Origin of the sequence: Serratia sp. X3, from assembly GCF_014982455.1 — a bacterium.
Classification (GTDB): Bacteria; Pseudomonadota; Gammaproteobacteria; order Enterobacterales; family Enterobacteriaceae; genus Serratia; species Serratia ureilytica.
In genome coordinates, this window is record NZ_JADCNB010000003.1 from 197,274 (window position 1) to 214,199 (window position 16,926).

At 55.5% G+C, this 16,926-nt stretch carries 12 protein-coding genes and 1 tRNA gene; 6 read left to right on the forward strand and 7 right to left on the reverse strand.

What is annotated here, in order from left to right; genetic code table 11:
* Positions 1 to 11: 11 nt before the first annotated feature.
* The 5 genes from IMX17_RS15175 to pepA all read right to left on the reverse strand — a co-directional run bounded on the left by IMX17_RS15175 (position 12) and on the right by pepA (position 7,484).
* Positions 12 to 1,619: a GMC family oxidoreductase gene (locus IMX17_RS15175; RefSeq protein WP_193549920.1), complete on the reverse strand. Its 1,608-nt coding sequence runs from the start codon at positions 1,617 to 1,619 to the stop codon at positions 12 to 14.
* 226 nt (positions 1,620 to 1,845) lie between these two features.
* On the reverse strand, positions 1,846 to 2,349 hold the full coding sequence (locus IMX17_RS15180; protein WP_042783576.1) for a GNAT family N-acetyltransferase: 504 nt from the start codon (positions 2,347 to 2,349) through the stop codon (positions 1,846 to 1,848).
* A gap of 200 nt (positions 2,350 to 2,549) precedes the next feature.
* Positions 2,550 to 5,426 carry a valine--tRNA ligase gene (locus tag IMX17_RS15185; RefSeq protein ID WP_193549921.1) on the reverse strand — a complete coding sequence of 959 codons (2,877 nt, stop codon included), beginning with the start codon at positions 5,424 to 5,426 and terminating at the stop codon, positions 2,550 to 2,552.
* Positions 5,427 to 5,438: 12 nt separating this feature from the next.
* A complete protein-coding gene (locus IMX17_RS15190) occupies positions 5,439 to 5,888 on the reverse strand; it encodes a DNA polymerase III subunit chi (protein WP_033631663.1) in 450 nt (149 codons plus the stop codon).
* Positions 5,889 to 5,972: 84 nt separating this feature from the next.
* Complete coding sequence (gene pepA, locus IMX17_RS15195; RefSeq protein WP_004933352.1) at positions 5,973 to 7,484, reverse strand: leucyl aminopeptidase; 1,512 nt, start codon at positions 7,482 to 7,484, stop codon at positions 5,973 to 5,975.
* 282 nt (positions 7,485 to 7,766) lie between these two features.
* Between pepA and lptF the strand changes: the two genes are divergently transcribed.
* The 6 genes from lptF to IMX17_RS15225 all read left to right on the forward strand — a co-directional run bounded on the left by lptF (position 7,767) and on the right by IMX17_RS15225 (position 15,123).
* Positions 7,767 to 8,861, forward strand: a complete 1,095-nt coding sequence (gene lptF / locus IMX17_RS15200; RefSeq protein ID WP_193549922.1) for an LPS export ABC transporter permease LptF — start codon at positions 7,767 to 7,769, stop codon at positions 8,859 to 8,861.
* On the forward strand, positions 8,861 to 9,931 hold the full coding sequence (lptG, locus tag IMX17_RS15205; RefSeq protein ID WP_019453290.1) for an LPS export ABC transporter permease LptG: 1,071 nt from the start codon (positions 8,861 to 8,863) through the stop codon (positions 9,929 to 9,931). The genes lptF and lptG overlap by 1 nt, the downstream gene beginning before the upstream one ends.
* A gap of 150 nt (positions 9,932 to 10,081) precedes the next feature.
* Positions 10,082 to 10,801, forward strand: a complete 720-nt coding sequence (locus tag IMX17_RS15210; RefSeq protein ID WP_033641699.1) for a LuxR family transcriptional regulator — start codon at positions 10,082 to 10,084, stop codon at positions 10,799 to 10,801.
* A gap of 1,004 nt (positions 10,802 to 11,805) precedes the next feature.
* A tRNA-Leu gene (locus IMX17_RS15215) sits at positions 11,806 to 11,890 on the forward strand.
* A gap of 173 nt (positions 11,891 to 12,063) precedes the next feature.
* A complete protein-coding gene (locus IMX17_RS15220) occupies positions 12,064 to 13,341 on the forward strand; it encodes an integrase arm-type DNA-binding domain-containing protein (protein ID WP_193549923.1) in 1,278 nt (425 codons plus the stop codon).
* Positions 13,342 to 13,416: 75 nt separating this feature from the next.
* Entirely contained in the window at positions 13,417 to 15,123 is a 1,707-nt protein-coding gene (locus IMX17_RS15225; RefSeq protein ID WP_193549924.1) for a DnaA ATPase domain-containing protein, read from the forward strand.
* A 526-nt stretch (positions 15,124 to 15,649) separates the two neighbouring features.
* On the opposite strand, the gene IMX17_RS15230 is transcribed toward IMX17_RS15225, so the two are convergent.
* Positions 15,650 to 15,904, reverse strand: coding sequence for an ogr/Delta-like zinc finger family protein (locus IMX17_RS15230; RefSeq protein ID WP_193549925.1), 255 nt, complete (start codon positions 15,902 to 15,904; stop codon positions 15,650 to 15,652).
* Entirely contained in the window at positions 15,901 to 16,626 is a 726-nt protein-coding gene (locus tag IMX17_RS15235; RefSeq protein ID WP_193549926.1) for an NAD-dependent aldehyde dehydrogenase, read from the reverse strand. Before IMX17_RS15235 ends, IMX17_RS15230 begins: the two co-directional genes overlap by 4 nt.
* Between the last annotated feature and the right edge of the window lie 300 nt (positions 16,627 to 16,926).

Here is a 16,926-nt window from a genome sequence, read left to right on the forward strand (position 1 = left end):
TTGAAGCGCCCTTACTGCGGCGCGCCCAGCAACAAATCTACCGCCTTTTCCGCCAGCATGATGGTCGGCGCATTGGTGTTGCCGCTGGTGAGCTGCGGCATCACCGAGCCGTCGATCACCCGCAGCCGTTCAAAACCGTGCACCCGCAGCTGCGGATCGGTCACCGCGTCCTGCGGCGACGGCCCCATGCGGCAGCTGCCCACCGGGTGATACACCGTCTTGCAGAAGTTGCGCACGAAGGCTTCCAGCTGCGCGTCGTCGCGCGTCCACTCCGGCTGCGGCATCAGCAGATCCTTGATCAGCGGCTTTAGCGCCGCGGTTTGCAGGAAATCCAGGCCGAACTTCACCGCGCGCACGCTGCCGGCCAGATCGTCCGGGTGGCCGAGGTAGTTGGCGTGCAGCTTGACCGGATCGCGCGGGTTGTTGCTGCGCAGCAGCACTTCGCCGCGCGCCTTCGGCTGCAGGTAGCCGACCTTGAGCGTGAAGCCGTGAATGTTCGGCAGCGGCTCGCCGGGCACGTCGTCCCAGCTGTCCAGCATCGGCAGGAAGTGGATCTGCACGTCCGTGCGGCCATCGCCCCGGCTGTCGGTGAAGGCGGCGCCTTCCAGCACGTTGGACGAAAGCACCCCGCTGCGAAACGCCAGCCACTGCGCGCCGTGGCTCAGCGCCTGCAGGCCGCGATCGGCACCGAACAGGCTGATCGGCTCGCGGGTGCTGACGTTGATCGACATGTGCAGATGGTCGTGGAAGTTTTTGCCCACCGGCAGATCCGCCCGCACCTCGATGCCCAGCTGCTGCAGGTGGTCGCGCGGGCCGATGCCGGACAGCATCAGCAGCTTCGGCGAACCGACCGCACCGGCGCTGACGATCACCTCTTTGGTGGCGTGCGCGGTCACTTCCGCGCCGCCGTTCTGGCTGTAGACCACGCCGGTGGCGACGTTGCCCTCGAAGGTCAGCCGGTGCGCCAGGGCGTTCAGTTTCACCACCAGACGCCGTTCGTCGCGCACCGCCTTCAGGTAGGTGCGGGCGGTGCTGGCGCGCTCGCCGTTGCGGGTGGTGGTTTGGTAGAAGCCGACGCCGTGCTGGCTGTCGCCGTTGAAGTCGTTGCGATAGGGCAGGTTCAACTCCTGGCCGGCGCGGATAAACGCCATGCTGAGCGGGTGGCGGTAGCGGTTTTCGCTGACCGGCAGTAGCCCGTCGGCGCCGTGGTAGTCGTCGGACAGGCTTTCGTTGGCCTCGGCGCGTTTGAAGTAGGGCAGCACCTCTTGGTAGCTCCAGCCGGCGCAGCCATAGCGCTCGGCCCAGTCGTCGTAATCTTGCGGCTGGCCGCGCAGGTAGATCATGCCGTTGACCGAACTGCTGCCGCCCAGCACTTTGCCCTGTGCGATCTGCATGCGGCGGTTATTGGCGTGCGGTTCCGGTTCCGTTTCGTAGGGCCAGCTCTTTTTGGCGATGATCTTGGCCACCCCGGCCGGCATCTTGATGAACAGGTTATTGTCGTCGCCGCCGGCTTCCAGCAGCAGCACCCGCGCCTGGGTGCGGCGGATCAGCTGCGCCGCCAGCACGCAGCCGGCGGAACCGGCGCCGACGATGATGTAATCAAAGGTGTTTTCCGACATGACAGCTCTCCGTGCGCGATTGGGATACTGGCAGAGTAGCGCGGGGGCGCAAGCGGTCAATTTACGATCGTTAATTTATTAACGAACTTCACATTAAATTTACATCTTGGTTTTTAACGTCAGTTTATCTGCTTGAAAAACGGCGTTATAGCGAGTTTTACTGATTGATTGCGATATTAATAAAAAGGCGCAGCAAGCTGCGCCCTGATGGAGAGGCGGGGGATGATTACAGCGTTTTCAGCATGGTGACTTCGCAATCGACGTGGCCGGTGGCGCCCATCGCGTGGTCGATGTGTTCGAAGCCCAGGTGTTCGTACAGCGCGACGGCCTGCGTCAGGCTGGCGGTGGTCTCGAGGTAACAACAGCGGAAGCCGTGCCGGCGGGCGAAATCCAGCGCCTGCAGCGCCAGGCGTTTCGCCAACCCCTTGCCGCGCAATACCGGCAGGAAATACATCTTCTGCAATTCGCAAATATCGTCTGCGCCGCCCTGCAGCGGCGCGATGCCGCCGCCGCCGGCGACCTGGCCGTCCACCTCGATCACCCAGTAAGCGCTGCGCGGCAGGCTGTAGAGTTGATACAGGGCGTCCAGATTGGGATCGGAGACGGTATAGCCTTTATCCGCCGTCAGGCCGTGCTCGGCGGAGACTTCGCGAATGACGTGAGCAATGGCGGGATTGTCTTCCGCCGTGATGGGGCGCACCAGCAGGCGCGCCGGGGTTGCTGTTGTCATGTTTACACTCGCCATTGAAAGAGACCACGTTCGTTTTTCATTTTTATCGCAGCGCGAAACGCGCCGGGGGTTATTTCCCGGCGGCGTCCCTGCGGCAGTAATATCTTGTAATAACATCTAACCCGGCCCGGATGCAACGGCGATAAAAAAACAGCGGGGAAGACCCCGCTGTTTTTCATGCGTTGGCGTGAGCCGGTGGATTACAGCGCGGCGATGGTCGCCTGCTGTTCCTGCAGCTTCACTTTGCCTTCTTTGCAGGCCGCCAGACGATCGCGTTCTTTGGCGACCACCGCTTCCGGCGCGCGCGCCACGAAGCCTTCGTTCGCCAGCTTGCCTTCGATCGAAGCGATTTCCGCATCCAGCTTGCCCATCTCTTTCGCCAGACGCGCGATCTCGGCGTCCTTGTCGATGAAACCGGCCATCGGGATCAGCAGCTCGGCGCCGTCCACCAGCTTGGTGACGGAGACCGGGCCTTTCTCACCGGCCGGCAGCAGCGCGATGGATTCCAGGCGCGCCAGGCGGGCGATAAAGCTTTGGTTCTCCTGCACGCGGCGCTGGGCGTCGGCGCTGCAGTTGCGCAGCAGCACGTCGAGCGCTTTGCTTGGCGCGATGTTCATCTCGGCGCGGATGTTGCGCACGGCGATGATGGTTTGTTTGATCCACTCCAGATCGTTCAGCGCCTGTTCGTCTTCCAGCGCGGCGTCGTAGGCCGGGAACGGCTGCAGCATGATGGTGTCTGCGGTCGTGCCAGTCAGCGGCTTCACGCGCTGCCAGATGGTTTCGGTGATGAACGGAATGATCGGGTGCGCCAGGCGCAGCAGCGCTTCCAGCACGGTGATCAGCGTGTGGCGGGTGCCGCGCTGTTCCGCTTCGCTGCCGTTGTTCACCACCGGCTTGGTCAGCTCCAGATACCAGTCGCAGAACTGGTTCCAGGTGAATTCGTACAGGATGTTGGCCGCCAGATCGAAGCGGTAGGTGTCCAGCGCTTCGCGGTAGGCTTTCACCGTGCGGTTGAATTCGGCCAGGATCCAGCGATCCGCCAGCGACAACACTTTCTCGCCGCCGTTGAAGCCGCAGTCGTGCGCTTCGGTGTTCATCAGCACGAAGCGGCTGGCGTTCCACAGCTTGTTACAGAAGTTGCGGTAGCCTTCCAGGCGCTTCATGTCCCAGTTGATGTCGCGGCCGGTCGAGGCCAGCGCCGCCAGGGTGAAGCGCAGGGCGTCGGTGCCATGCGGTTCGATGCCGTTCGGGAACTGCTTCTCGGTGCGCTTGCGGATTTTCTCCGCCAGCTGCGGCTGCATCATGTTGCCGGTGCGTTTTTCCAGCAGATCTTCCAGCGAGATGCCGTCGACCATGTCCAGCGGATCGATCACGTTGCCTTTCGACTTGGACATCTTCTGGCCTTCGTCGTCGCGGATAAGGCCGGTCATGTAGACGGTCTTGAACGGCACCTGCGGCTTGCCGTTTTCATCTTTGATGAAGTGCATGGTCAGCATGATCATGCGCGCGATCCAGAAAAAGATGATGTCGAAGCCGCTGACCATCACGCTGGTCGGGTGGAAGGTTTTCAGCGCCTCGGTCTGCTCCGGCCAGCCCAGGGTGGAGAAGGTCCACAGGCCGGACGAGAACCAGGTGTCCAGCACGTCTTCGTCCTGGGTCAGCACCACGTCGGCGCCCAGGTTGTTCTCGCTGCGCACTTCTTCTTCGCTGCGACCCACGTAGACTTTGCCGTTCACGTCGTACCAGGCCGGGATGCGGTGGCCCCACCACAGCTGACGCGAGATGCACCAGTCCTGAATGTCGCGCATCCAGCTGAAGTACATGTTTTCATACTGCTTCGGCACGAACTGGATGTCGCCCTGTTCGACCGCTTCCACCGCCACTTTGGCCAGCGGCGCGGTGCGTACGTACCATTGGTCGGTCAGCATCGGCTCGATCACCACGCCGCCGCGGTCGCCGTAAGGCACCGTCAGGTCGTGCGGTTTGATCTCGTCCAGCAGGCCCAGATTATCGAAGGCGGCAACCACCGCTTTACGCGCCGCGAAACGCTCCAGGCCGCGGAACTCGGCCGGGATCTCGTTGCAGTAGTCGGTGCAGACTTCGCCCAGGGTGTTGAACACTTCTGCTTCCTGACGGATGTCGCCGTCGAAGGTCAGAATGTTGATCATCGGCAGGCCGTGGCGTTTGCCGACTTCGTAGTCGTTGAAATCGTGCGCCGGGGTGATCTTCACGCAGCCGGTGCCTTTTTCCATATCGGCGTGTTCGTCGCCGACGATGCGGATGCGGCGGCCGACCAGCGGCAGAATGATCTCTTTACCGATCAGGTCTTTATAGCGCGGATCTTCCGGGTTGACCGCCACGCCGGTATCGCCCAGCACGGTTTCCGGACGGGTGGTGGCGACCACCAGGTAGTCTTTGCCCTCGGCGGTTTTCGCGCCGTCGGCCAGCGGGTAGCGCAGGTGCCACATGGAGCCTTTGGATTCGCGGTTTTCCACTTCCAGATCGGAGATGGCGGTGCGCAGTTTCGGATCCCAGTTCACCAGGCGCTTGCCGCGGTAGATCAGATCTTCTTTGTGCAGACGGACAAACACTTCGCGCACCGCGTTCGACAGGCCTTCGTCCATGGTGAAGCGCTCGCGCTCCCAGTCCACGGAGTTGCCCAGACGGCGCATCTGACGGGTGATGGTGCCGCCGGACTCCGCCTTCCACTGCCAGATTTTGTCGATGAACGCGTCACGGCCGTAGTCGTGACGGGTTTTGCCTTCTTCCGCGGCGATCTTGCGCTCCACCACCATCTGGGTGGCGATGCCGGCGTGGTCGGTGCCCGCTTGCCACAGGGTGTTTTTACCCTGCATGCGCTGATAGCGAATCATGGTGTCCATGATGGTCTGCTGGAACGCGTGGCCCATGTGCAGGCTGCCGGTGACGTTCGGCGGCGGGATCATGATGCAGAAGCTTTCCTGGCTGGTGTCGCCGTTCGGCTTGAAGTAACCCTGACTCTCCCAGTGATCGTACAGCTTCTGTTCGATCTGTTTTGGGTCGTATGCGGTGTCGAGTTGACTGTTTGTCTTTTCCATTCTTTATCGTATTCAGTGAGTTGGCGGCGTAGCCGTGGTCAAATGGAAGCCGACGCTGCGATAGGCCTTGTAACGGTCGCGCGCCAACTGTTTCAGAGTGTCTTCGTAAGGAACGAAGTCTACCACTTCATGGAAAGCGGTAGCAAAATCGGCAAACTGCGGCAGCAGGGCGATCAGCAGATCGCGCGGGGCGTTGCCGCGCTTGCCGGGCCAGCACAGTTCCACCGGCGCGCCGTAGTGCGGCCCTTCGCCGGCCAGGTTGTGCGGCACGAATTCATGCGGCTCGCGCTGCCACAGCGCTTCGTCCAGCCGCTGGGCCTGCTCCTGGCTCTCGCAGGCGATCAGCACCCGCTTGCCAGAACGGAAGCCGTTGGCGGCAACGGCGCAGGCCACGGCCTCATGGGCGCTGAGTGCGCCTGACGGTTCCGCGTTGTCGAGCAAATAAAACGTCGCCTGTTTCATTAAGGATCCACCGCTGCCGATAAAAAAATGTAGGGGCACAGCATGCTGTGCCCCTTGGGATTATACCTGAATTACCGCTCAGATTTAATCGTCGCCGTTCAGGCCTGCACGGTTCAGTAAGAACTGCGACAGTAGCGCTACCGGGCGGCCGGTGGCGCCCTTGGCTTTACCGGAGCGCCAGGCGGTGCCGGCGATATCCAGGTGCGCCCAGGTGTACTTGCGGGTGAAGCGCGACAGGAAGCAGGCGGCGGTGATGGCGCCGCCAGGGCGGCCACCGATGTTCGCCATGTCGGCGAAGTTGGAGTCCAGCTGTTCGTAGTACTCGTCGGCCATCGGCAGGCGCCAGGCGCGGTCGCCGGCCTGCTCGGAAGCGCCCAGCAGCTCGTGCGCCAGCGGGTTGTGGTTCGACATCAGGCCGGTGATGTGGTGGCCCAAGGCGATCACGCAGGCGCCGGTCAGGGTGGCGATGTCGATCACCAGCTCCGGCTCGAAGCGCTCGACGTAGGTCAGGGTGTCGCACAGCACCAGGCGGCCTTCGGCGTCGGTGTTCAGCACCTCGACGGTCTGGCCGGACATGGTGGTCAGCACGTCGCCCGGACGATACGCCCGGCCGCCCGGCATGTTTTCACAGCCGGCCAGCACGCCGATCACGTTCAGCGGCAGGTTCAGCTCCGCCACCACGCGCATCACGCCGTACACGGTGGCCGCGCCGCACATGTCGTATTTCATCTCGTCCATGCCGTCGGCCGGTTTGATCGAGATGCCGCCGGAGTCGAAGGTCAGCCCTTTGCCTACCAGCACGATCGGCTTAGCGTCCGGATTTGGGTTGCCCTTATATTCCATCACCGACATCAATGATTCGTTCTGCGAACCGGCGCCGACCGCCAGATAGGCGTTCATGCCCAGCTCTTTCATCTGCTGTTCGCCGATGACGCGGGTGGTGATGTTAGTGCTGAAGGCGTCCGCCAGTTGGCGGGCCTGCGAGGCCAGGTAGCCGGCGTTACAGATGTTCGGCGGCATGTTGCCGAGATCTTTGGCCGCCTTGATGCCGGAAGCCACCGCCAGGCCGTGCTGGATGGCGCGCTCGCCGCTGGTGAGCTCACGGCGGGTCGGCACGTTGAACACCATTTTGCGCAGCGGACGACGCGGCTCCACCTTGTTGCTTTTCAGCTGATCGAAGGTGTAGAGCGTCTCTTTGGCGGTTTCCACCGCCTGACGCACTTTCCAGTAGGTGTTGCGGCCTTTCACGTGCAGTTCGGTCAGGAAGCAGACCGCTTCCATCGAGCCGGTGTCGTTGAGGGTATTGATGGTTTTCTGGATCACCTGCTTGTATTGGCGCTCATCGAGCTCGCGCTCTTTGCCGCAGCCGATCAGCAGGATGCGCTCGGAGAGAATGTTGGGCACATGGTGCAGTAGCAGCGTCTGCCCGACCTTGCCTTCCAGTTCGCCACGGCGCAGCAATGCGCTGATATAACCATCACTGATTTTGTCGAGTTGTTCTGCGATAGGGGACAGGCGGCGCGGTTCGAAAACGCCGACTACAATACAGGCACTGCGCTGTTTTTCCGGGCTACCGCTTTTTACACTGAACTCCATGCACTCTCCTGAATCTTAAAGACAAAGGCGGACGCTACGGCTAGAATAACCGACTCCGTAACGATCTCCTGCCATTTGAGTTAACGGATTATGTTAACCTGAACGGCATAAATTGCTCTGTTTTGGCGACTATAAGCAAGTTCCTATAGGACACCCAAACGGCTTGATGTTGTAATACTATTTTAGCTGTGAAGGTTGCCATATGATGAGAATAAATGGCGGATTAACGATGAAATTATCGATTTTCCTGCAAAAAGACAAGTTTTCACAGGCGTAATAAGCGTGATCATCATAAGATATCTGGTACGGGAAACGCTCAAGAGCCAAATCGCCATCCTGTTCATCCTGCTTCTGATCTTCTTTTGTCAGAATTTGGTCAGGGTGTTGGGCGACGCGGTGGACGGCAATATCCCGACAAACTTAGTACTCTCTCTGCTCGCGTTGGGCGTGCCGAAAATGGCGCAGCTCATCCTGCCTTTGAGCCTGTTTCTCGGCTTGCTGATGACGCTTGGGCGGTTGTATACCGAGAGCGAAATCACCGTCATGCACGCCTGCGGGCTGGGCAAACGCACCCTGATTACCGCCGCCATGATCCTGGCGCTGCTCACCTCTGCGATCGCGGCGGTGAACGTATTTTGGGCCGGCCCCTGGGCCTCGCGCTATCAGGACGTGGTGGTGAACGAAGCCAAGGCCAACCCGAGCATCGCCGGGCTGGCGGAAGGGCAGTTCAAACCCTCGCAGGACGGCAACGCGGTGCTGTTTATCGGCAACGTGAAGGGCAGCACCTTCAACGACGTGTTCCTGGCGCAGCTGCGGCCGAACGGCAACCAACGCCCGTCGGTGGTGGTGGCCGAGCACGGCAACATCGTGCAGCAGAAAGACGGCTCGCAGGTGGTGACGCTCGACAAGGGCACCCGCTTTGAAGGCACCGCGCTGCTGCGCGACTTCCGCATTACCGACTTCACTGACTACAAGGCGGTGATTGGCCACCGTACCGTGGCGGCGGACAACACCGAATCCGAACAGATGTCGATGCAGACGCTGTGGGAATCCGACGATCCGGACGCGCGCGCCGAATTCCACTGGCGCCTGACGCTGGTGGTGTCGGTGGCGCTGATGGCGCTGCTGGTGGTGCCGCTCAGCGTGGTGAACCCGCGCCAGGGCCGCGTGCTGAGCATGCTGCCGGCCATCCTGCTGTACCTGATCTTCTTCCTGCTGCAGACCTCGCTGCGCTCCAACGCCGGCAAGGGCAAGCTGGATCCGATGCTGTGGCTGTGGCTGGTTAACGGCGTTTACTTCGCGATCGCGCTGGCGCTGAACCTGTGGGATACCGTGCCGATGCGCAAGCTGCGCGCACGCCTGAGAGGAGCGGCCTGATGTTTGGCGTATTAGACCGTTATATCGGTAAAACGATTTTCAACACCATCATCATGACGCTGTTCATGCTGGTGTCGCTGTCCGGCATCATCAAGTTCGTCGATCAGCTGCGCAAGGTCGGCCAGGGCGAATACACCGCGCTGAGCGCAGGCATGTACACCCTGCTGAGCGTGCCGAAAGACATCGAGATCTTCTTCCCGATGGCGGCGCTGCTCGGCGCGCTGCTCGGCCTGGGCCAGCTGGCGACGCGCAGCGAACTGGTGGTGATGCAGGCTTCCGGCTTCACCCGCCTGCAGATCGCCGGCTCGGTGATGAAAACCGCCATTCCGCTGGTGCTGCTGACCATGGCGATCGGTGAGTGGGTGGCGCCGCAGGGCGAGCAGATGGCGCGCAACTACCGCGCCCAGCAGATGTACGGCGGCTCGCTGCTTTCGACCAAGAGCGGGCTGTGGGCGAAGGACGGCAACGACTTCATCTACATCGAGCGCGTCTCCGGCGATAAAGAACTCTCCGGCGTGAACATCTACCACTTCAACGATCAGCGTCGCCTCGAGACGGTGCGCTATGCCGCCACCGCCAGTTTCGAGAACGGCCTGTGGCAGCTTTCGCAGGTGGATACCTCGGATCTGACCAACCCGAAACAGGTGACCGGCACCCAGACGCTGACCGGCGAATGGAAAACCAACCTGACCCCGGACAAGCTGGGCGTGGTGGCGCTGGATCCGGATTCGCTCTCCATCAGCGGGCTGCACAACTACGTGAAGTACCTGAAGCAGAGCGGCCAGGAATCCAACCGTTACCAGCTCAACATGTGGAGCAAAATCTTCTCGCCGCTGTCGGTGGCGGTGATGATGCTGATGGCGCTGTCGTTCATCTTCGGCCCGCTGCGCAGCGTGCCGATGGGCATCCGCGTGGTGACCGGCATCAGCTTTGGTTTCCTGTTCTACGTGCTGGATCAGATCTTCGGCCCGCTGAGCATGGTTTACAGCATGCCGCCGGTGCTGGGGGCGCTGCTGCCGAGCATGCTGTTCCTGCTGATCAGCGTGTATATGCTGCTCAAACGCAAGTAGCGGGGCGAGCGGTATGGGAAAAGGCGTGGCCGCGAGGCCGCGCCTTTTTTGTGGGTGCTGTATGCCCCGGTGAACCACTCCCCCGACCTGTCGCTTTTCGTCGTGCTATAGTCAACCCTGCGGCATGCGGATAGAGGGAGCGGGCAGTCAATGGAAGACGAATACAATCTCAGCAATATCATCGGCAAGCGCCTGGAAGCGGCGTTGGGGGAGTTGGGCGAGCTGCTGTGGGCGTATGTGGTGTTATCCAAAAAAGACATTTCCTGTATTTTTGGCGTCACCAACTACCCGACTGAATGGGTCAACAAGTATCAAGAGCAGGGTTTGCAGTACATTGATCCGGTGGTGATTACCGCCCGCAACCGCCTGACCCCCTTCGCCTGGGACGAGCAAATCATGGCCGACTCAGGGCTGCATTTTCCCGAACTGTTCGAGCAGGCTCGCGAGTTTGGCGTGACGCACGGCTATACCTTCGTATTGCACGATTACAACAACAATCTCGTCACGCTTTCCTTTGCCTTCAGCGCAGAACAGAAAGCGGAAATCATCCCGGCGCTCATCGAACGCAAAGGTGAAATCTCGGTATTGCTGGCCTCAATCCATGAGTCGTATCTGGCGCTGGCCCCACCGTCAGATAAAAACGCCGCAGCGCTGGAGGGCAACGCCCGCTTTACCGACAGGGAAAACGAAATCCTCTATTGGGCCAGCGTGGGTAAAACCTACCAGGAAACGGCGATGATCCTGGGCATAAAGACCGGCACCATCAAGTACCATATGTCCAACGTCGTCAAAAAGTTGGGGGTAACGAACGCCCGACATGCCGTGCGCCTGGGGATGGAGCTGCGGCTGATTAAGCCGGTGGATGGATAGGCTGCTCGCTCACGGCAGCTTTCGAACCGGGAAATGACGGGCGTTAATCGGTATTGAGTGGGCAGCGTGGCGGCTCACGAGAGGGAAGCAATACAGCACCGGCCCCGATTTCTACGATGTGAAATAATAACCTGCATGAACTGATAAAGGTCTAGTAAGGGACTGTACTTTAGTCTAACTAGTTTCTCACCCCTTAAGGCGATACACTTTCCCGGTAATGTTTTGATAAAAAATATAAAAAAAAACCTGACCGCGTAGGTCAGGCTGCCAATATTGGCCAACACCAGGGAAAATTTTCTTACATCATCTTAAAGCTATTAACTCTGCAGAGGCAAGTGTTCTCTGCTGGTTTTTACGCCTTGAGTTGCTATTTTGTTACGTATGTACGCTATTTTCTGGTGATTTTAGATAACCCCCCATCTAACCGAAATAGCGCCTCTCCCCTGAAGGCAGCATTCCGCTTCTTTATTTCCCCATCTGACATTCATTAATGAAAAAATAGTGTTCTCGGAATGTTGCGCAACCTCATTCTTTATTCGCTGACACATTGGCGTGCAATTATTTGCAGCATTGCCATTGCGGCTGGGGATTATTTTGTTTTTGCCAGGCGCAGGGTGAGACAGTGGCGATGGGGGAGGCGGTTGCGGCCTGCGGCGTGCCGGGCTCCTGAACCTGTTTCGCTAGCAGGGCGAGCGGTTCTGGCTAGTGGGAGTGAATGACGTTCGGCACAGGAGCTATCATTGTGCTGTGCAACGATGCTAGAACCTGGAATCGGATGGTATTGCGTGAGTGTGGCGCCTTATCCTGGATGCTCGTTGCAATAGCCTGTGGATGTAGCATGCCCATCATCAACGCAGTTATGGAGGGCGTGCAGCGGTAAGGCGAGGCGGACAAACGCGCGTGGCGGCGGTTTTTTCGACACTTAACTCATTGAACAACGGATAAGTGTTGCGTGCTGGTCGCGGGAAGGTATAATTCACCCGTTTTCCGCATACTACTTCAGTGCCGAAGTGGCGAAATCGGTAGACGCAGTTGATTCAAAATCAACCGTAGAGATACGTGCCGGTTCGAGTCCGGCCTTCGGCACCATTCCCCCTTCCGTAGTCGTCCGACGAAGTCCAAAAAATCCTTTAAAATCAATAAGAGTAGCCTTTCTGGCGTCTGCCGTTGTCCGAGACCGTCCGTTGAAATCCAGGGGGCACTGGGGGCACTGGGGGCATAATTGGGGGCATCTCCACTTCGATAGAAAATGTGCCCCCAAAATGAAGCTAAACGCCCGCCAGGTCGAGACCGCAAAGCCCAAAGAGAAAACCTACAAAATGGCCGATGGCGGCGGTTTGTATCTCGAGGTTACGACGAAAGGTTCCAAGTATTGGCGAATGAAGTACCGCCGCCCTAACGATAAAAAAGAGGATCGGCTTGCTTTCGGTGTTTGGCCGACAGTCAGTCTTGCCGAAGCACGTAGCAAAAGAGACGAAGCCAAAAAGCTGTTGGTACAAGGATTGGATCCAAAAGCAGAAGAAAGGGAAGCTCAGGCTGAAACTGCGGGCGCATACACGTTCGAGACCATTGCCCGAGAATGGCATGCCAACAACAAACGTTGGAGTGAAGATCACCGAGCGAGAGTGCTTCGTTATTTGGAACTGTATATTTTCCCGCACATTGGTGCAGCTGATATTCGTGGTCTTAAAACCAGCCATCTCTTAGCACCGATTAAGGCCGTTGACGCCAGCGGTAAGCACGACGTAGCGCAGCGCTTACAGCAACGTGTTACGGCCATTATGCGTTATGCAGTTCAGAACGATTACATTGATTCTAATCCTGCCAGCGACATGGCCGGAGCATTGGCAACAACCAAAGCTCGGCATTATCCTGCACTGCCGCCTCATCGTTTCCCTGAGTTTCTCGCAAGGCTTGCCGCTTATCGGGGACGTCTCATGACACGCATCGCCGTAGAGCTTTCTTTACTCACCTTTGTGCGTTCTAGTGAGCTGCGCTTCGCCCGCTGGGATGAGTTCGATTTTGATAGAGCTTGCTGGCGCATACCGGCGCAGCGTGAAGAAATCAAAGGTGTACGCTACTCACACCGTGGCATGAAGATGAAAGAAGAACATCTTGTCCCGCTAAGCCGTCAAGCGTTGGTCTTGCTGGAGCTTTTGAAGTCTTTGAGCGGCGATAACAAACGGTTATTTCCCGGCGATCACGATCCCGATAAAGTCATGAGCGAAAACACGGTGAATAATGCACTACGTGCAATGGGATACGACACTAAAACAGAGGTGTGCGGCCATGGTTTTAGGACTATGGCTCGCGGTGCTTTAGGTGAGTCTGGGTTGTGGAGCGATGATGCGATAGAACGTCAGCTAAGCCATTCTGAGCGAAATAATGTGCGCGCTGCCTATATTCATACTTCTGAGCATTTAGATGAACGTAAACTTATGGTGCAATGGTGGGCTGATTACCTGAGTCGTAACAGTGACGGATATATTACGCCATATGACTTTGCAAAATCATTATCTTATGGAAATAAACACTCTTGATAATGGATGCGTTGTTTATTACTAGCGAGCTCATTGTCATTTTAGTGAATTAATTGATTATAAATGGGGTTTTAGATGAGTATCAAATCAGAAGAAATAAAAAATTGCATAGGTAAACTTGCTAATAATATTCGCGCTGAGCGAATAGACTACAACAGCTATTTAGAACTCTACTCAGGCGAAGAAAATATAAGAAACATTAATAATATAAACAATACTGTAATATATGGTCGAAGAGGGTCAGGAAAAACACACCTTCTAAAAGCACTCTCGGAAAATGTGATTAACCAGTATCCAGAAGATAAAGTATTTCCTATTTATGTTGATTTTAGAAGAATCATTCCTCTAGTCTCACCTGAAGTTGAGAACAAAGAAGTTGATGCTTTGTTAATATTCAAGTATTTAATGCAAGAAGTTTCTTTTAATCTTTATAGTAACATTTCCTTCCTTTTGGGTAAAAATGAATTTGACGTTGCTAATACTCAATTGTTTGAAATAAAAAAAGCTGAATTAGCGAAGCATTTTGAGTCTTTATATTTAGAGTTCAATGGAAGAGAGTTGAAGAAAGCTAATGATTTGACAGTTTCTGAAGAAGAGGTCAAAAGCCTTAGTGGAGAGGTCAACTTATCAAAAGTCCCAAGCGCAAAAGTGTCAGCAACAGGTACAGTTAAGGAAAATAAACAAACTGGGCGTAGAGGCCATGTGTCTATTTTGCACATTACTAATGCACTTGATGAAATTTTGAACTATCTGGACGTTAGGTTTTTAATGATTCTTGTTGATGAATGGTCTGAGATTCCCCGAGAAATACAACCTTCATTAGCCGAAATATTCAAGAAAACATTTTCCGCGATAAGTGTTGTTACTAAAATAGCAGCTATTCCAAACAGAACAACATTAGGGATAAAAACTGAAAGTAAGTTCTTTGGGCTTGAAGAGGGCGGTGATATCTTTGGATATCCATTAGATATGAGATATGTTTTTGAAGTCAATAAAAACCAAACAAGAGATTTTTTCAATGATCTTCTGTATAAACATTTGTCTTCAATTAATAAATCAGCTATTGATAACCTGGTTAAAAAAGAGAAGAAAACAAAAGATAGCTTCATTAATATTATTTTTGCCAACGTCGCTTTGAATGAAATATTAATAGCTTGCGCTGGTATACCAAGAGATTTTATGAATCTTTTCCTTAATAGCTATGATAAATTTATTCTTTCGTCAAGCTCGACAGCAACGAGAGTTAGCGTTAAAAATTTAAGATTAGCTAACGCCGAGTGGTATGAATCTGATAAAAAAGAGCAGGTTGATAAAAATGAAGTTGAGAAAAAGCTCTTAACAGAAATAGTTAAAGAGGTAATTGAAAAAAGGAAATCGATGCATTTCTTAATCCCTGAAAAATACTCAAATAATAAGCACATTCAGAATCTCATTGATCTTCGCGTTATTCATTTGCGAAAAGGAGGGTATTCTCATAAAGATCACCCTGGCGTTTCATATAATGTTTATTCCGTGGATTATGGTTGCTATAACTCTCTAAATATAACTAAAAATAAGCTTGATACGTCCATGCTTAATGATCTTAATGTAAAAGATCTACGGGATATTAGACGAATTTCTTTAGAGGATACATTCTTTCATTCCTTTATGATGGAAATAGGTGAGGCTTTTAGATGCCCGCACTGCAAAGCCACGATTGATGTTAATCATGCTGCTTATATAAAAAGGAATTTGTGCAACCACTGTTTCGAGTATGTAGCACAGGATACTAAGGGGCCATAGATCTTTATTTGACTATATTGGAATATATCAGAAGGCTTAAATGGATACGTAAGAATGACGGAGTTAAGTGTTCTTTAGGGTTTCATCTGATTATTCTGATTATAAGGAATAGATATATTTGCCGTCTCCGGACGGCTGTTCTTTTTCATTCATCTAGCCACCTTAACAGCTTGTCTCATCATCGATTTACCTGCTACCAGTTCCTGGCTGCCTCGCAAACTCACACGGCGTAGGGATGTGCTCTAGCCTTGAAAATAAAGTATCGTATCTGTGTTCGCGCGCAATACTTCCCCCGCCTCGCCTGCGCACTTCATGTGTCGCTTTTCATGCAGTTGCATGAACGGCCGCAGGCCGCGCCAGTACTGGTGCGGCAGGGGATGAAAAGTGCATTTTCTTGCATGCAAAATCATGCACCCTATGCATGCACGCGCAATTTGAGGCTGGCTAGCCAGGGAAAAGGTTGTTTTGGGCGAGGTGAAAAGGGAATGCCCTGCGATGCTGTCGAGAGCGGCGGAGCGGAGAATGCTTAGTGCAGGGTAGGATTGCTGTTGTAACGGCGATAGCGGTTCAATGTCCGTTTCTCCAGTGGTGGCAAGGCGTTCTCATCGACCGGTTGCGCTTGTATCGGCTGGCACAGGATTTTATCGACGCTTTCCACCGTCTTGAATGTGCAAGAACAGGTCAGGCTCTGACATTGGTAATACGCCTCTTTCGTCCGCTCCGTGATATAGCGACTGGTGCGGGTATAGGACGCATGAGTGCACAGCGGGCAGCGCATCATGATTTGGCCCCTTTCTGCTGCAAGCGTTGACGTTTTTCCGCTAATTCTGTTACCCCTTGCATCTGGCGCATCGGGCATCTTTGTCGCTCCTGCAATGCGCCGGTTTGTTCCGGTATCGTCAGGCCAATCTCATTCAGCACCGGGTGGTCGATATTTTGTGTAGCCATGGTAGCGCGAATGCGGCCTTGTAGCGTGCCCAGTACCTGTTGCTCAATCATCCTCATCGGATTGTCCGCATAGACGGCGTAAGACCGTGAAGCCAGTGCGCACGCCTTGATAACGTCAGGGCTGATAAGCGCCTTGCTCAGCGCATCCACCGCCTGATGCATCGCATGAGCCGCAAAGGTCGTGAGGGCGTCTTTGTGTGCGGCCACCACCTTCGGGGGCGTGCCGCCGCAGCTGAGGTGAAGTGGCATTTTGTCCAGCTTCATCTCCTCAATCAAGCCGTCGAACTCTTTCGCCAGCTCCCGCTTGGAAATCCGACTGTGGTGCTGCGCTTGCCGTTCCGGCATCATTTCTCCGCGCAGTTTGCGAAACAGGATGCGCCACTGGCTTTCTGCCTCCTGGCTCTGCACTTCGGTGTCTTTCTTCTGTTGGTGGCAGCGGGCAATGCCTGTCACGACGTCGGTCAATGCCTGGTAGTTTTTGTCGTGGGCGGCGCGAGCGTCACGCAGGGCTTGCAGTTTATCGGTGATGTATTTCGGTAAGGCGGTGGTGCTCATGGTCGTGTCTCCGGTGTCAGTCAATGTGAGGCTATTCTGCTGACCGCCGTACAACATCGCCATTCATCCCGGTTGGACTGTCCCCAGGACAACAGCCTTGAGCGCTGATGAGAAAACCATCAAGCCGTTTTTAGTTTTACCTAAAACTATTCACTACTGTTCACCTAAATAAAAAATATAGATAAATCAGTAAATAAGACGGTGAACAGTTTTCTATAAACTCTTCACCCGGTGTTCACCACTGTTCACCCGGCCCAAAACGACCTTTTCCCTGGCTAGCGGTGTTTGGCGGTTTCTCCC